Origin of the sequence: Streptomyces sp. PA03-1a (assembly GCF_033792805.1) — a bacterium.
In the GTDB taxonomy this organism is placed as follows: Bacteria; Actinomycetota; Actinomycetes; order Streptomycetales; family Streptomycetaceae; genus Actinacidiphila.
Genome location: NZ_JARAVO010000452.1, coordinates 1 through 2,235 on the forward strand (window position 1 = coordinate 1; position 2,235 = coordinate 2,235).

General features: G+C 69.5%; 2 protein-coding genes. Both read right to left on the reverse strand.

All coding sequences use genetic code 11. The annotated features are described in order from the left end of the window. Positions 1-35: 35 nt before the first annotated feature. Positions 36-1,031 (reverse strand): ABC transporter permease, encoded by a 996-nt coding sequence (locus PV341_RS44780; RefSeq protein WP_500323532.1) that lies wholly within the window; start codon positions 1,029-1,031, stop codon positions 36-38. A gap of 5 nt (positions 1,032-1,036) precedes the next feature. Then, complete coding sequence (locus tag PV341_RS44785) at positions 1,037-2,038, reverse strand: sugar ABC transporter substrate-binding protein (RefSeq protein WP_500323531.1); 1,002 nt, start codon at positions 2,036-2,038, stop codon at positions 1,037-1,039. Between the last annotated feature and the right edge of the window lie 197 nt (positions 2,039-2,235).

Below are 2,235 nucleotides of genomic sequence, written 5' to 3' on the forward strand. Positions count from 1 at the left end.
GTCCTGGGGGGCCGGGTCCTGGGGGCCGGAGCCGGTCATCGGGTCCCCTTTCGCGAGAGCTGGTCGACGGTCACCGCGAGGATCACCAGCACGCCGGTGACCAGCGTCTGGTACACGGAGGAGACGCCCATCAGCTGCAGGCCGTTGCGGAAGACGCCGACGATGAGCACACCGACGAACGTGCCGAGGACGGTGCCGCGGCCGCCGAACAGGCTCGTGCCGCCGAGGACGACGGCGGTGATGCTGTCGAGGTTGTCGGTCTGCCCCGCCTGGGGGTCGCCGACCCCGGTCCGCGACACCAGCAGCAGGGCGGCGATGCCGTAGACCAGTCCGGCCACCGTGTAGACGCCGACGGTGAGCCGGGAGACCCGGATGCCGCTGAGCCGTGCGCTCTCCGCGCTGTTGCCGAGGGCGTAGACGTGGCGGCCCCAGGCGGTGCTGCTCAGCGCGTAGGCGAAGCCCAGGAAGAGGGCGATCGTGACCAGCGACCCGTAGGTGACGTCGGTCCTGCCGAGCGGGAAGGTGCGGCCCAGCGCGGTGAGCGGTTCCGGGAGGCCGGTGACGGTCTGTTCGTCGGAGTAGATGTGGGTGAGGGCGAAGGCGACGTTGAGCATGCCCAGGGTCACGATGAACGGGGGCAGCGGAACCGTCCGCACCAGCAGCCCGTTGACCAGCCCGAACGCTCCGCAGACCAGGATGCCGAGGGCGATGGCGAGCAGCGGCGGCAGCGGCCCCTGGACGGCGAGTTTGGCGATGAGGATGCCGCCGAAGGCCATGACCGCCCCGCACGACAGGTCGATGCCGGCGGTAAGGATGATCAGCGTCTGGCCGATGGCGAGCGTGCCGACCACCATGACCTGCTGGAGGATCAGCGAGAAGTTGCCGCCGGAGAGGAACTGGTCGGTGGCCAGGGAGAAGAACACCGAGGCGAGGACGAGGGCCGCGAACGGTCCCGCGGCGGGCGCCGTGAGGAACCGGCGCAGCGCGGCCGGTTCCCTGCCCACGGCGGGGAGCGAGGTGGATGCGGTCACCGGGCTCAGCCCCAGCAGTTCTGCAGGCCGAAGCCGGTGTCCTTGGACTCCGCGCCCGTCTGCGCCTTGTCGGTGATCAGGGTGACGCCGGTGTCGGTGTAGCCGCTGGTCTTCTTGCCGTCCTTGGCGAACGCCGCCACCGCCTTGACCCCGTCGGCGGCCATCTTCAGGGGGTACTGCTGGGAGGTCGCGGCGATCTTGCCGTCCTTGACCGCCTGCACGCCGGTGCAGCCGCCGTCGATGGCGACGATCGTGACGTCCTTCTCGCGGCCCTTGGCCTTGATGGCGGTGTACGCGCCGAGCGCCGCCGGCTCGTTGATCGCGTAGACCAGGTTGATGTCGGGTGCCTTCTGCAGGCAGGTCTCCATGGCGGTCTGGCCCTTGGCCTGGTCGCCGCCGGTGTCCTGGGAGCAGACGATCGACGGGTCGGAGGCACCGACCCCGAACCCCTTGATGAAGCCCTCGTGGCGCTGCACGCCGACCGACACGCCGGGGGCGAGGTCCAGCGTGGCGATCTTCGGCGTCTTGCCGGCCATCGCGGCCTTGGCGTACGCGCCGATCAGCTCGCCTGCCTTCACGTTGTCGGTGGCGAACAGCGCGTCGGCGGCGTCCTGCGGCTCCGGAGGGGTGTCCAGGGCGATGACGAGCACGCCCTTGGCACGCGCCTTCGCGATCGCGGGGACGATGGCCTTGGAGTCATTGGGGGTGATGAGCACGCCCTTGACGCCGGCGGCGACCATGTTCTCCAGCGCCGTGACCTGACTGGCGTTGTCGCCGTCGAACTTGCCCGCCGCGGTGGTCAGTTCGACGTTCTCGCTCTTGGCGGCCTGCTCTGCGCCCTGCTTCATCTTGACGAAGTAGGGATTGGTGTCGGTCTTGGTGATCAGGCCGACCTTCACCTTGCCCCCGGACGGGGAGCCGCCGCCGGAACCGGAACCGCACGCGGCCAGTGACAGGGCGAGGCCGGCGGCACCGATGACGAGGACCGGACGGGCTCTACGGGACATCTGCGACTCCTACGGGAAGCAGTGAGCGGGGAAAGCCGTATGGCGCTGCGTTCGGCGAAGGATCTCGCCAGGAGAATGCCAACGTTGACACATGTCATCGTTGACACCGCATGCGGAGGATGATGGACTCCCGCTCCGGCAACGTCAATGCCTTTGCCGAGGAAGCCCGTTGGCAGCACGTGGCGCCCGCCCCCGAC

What these genes read in the sequence shown, in the direction of transcription:
- PV341_RS44785 (WP_500323531.1), bottom strand. Translation starts at nt 2,038, where the DNA reads ATGTCCCGTAGAGCCCGTCCGGTCCTCGTCATCGGTGCCGCCGGCCTC.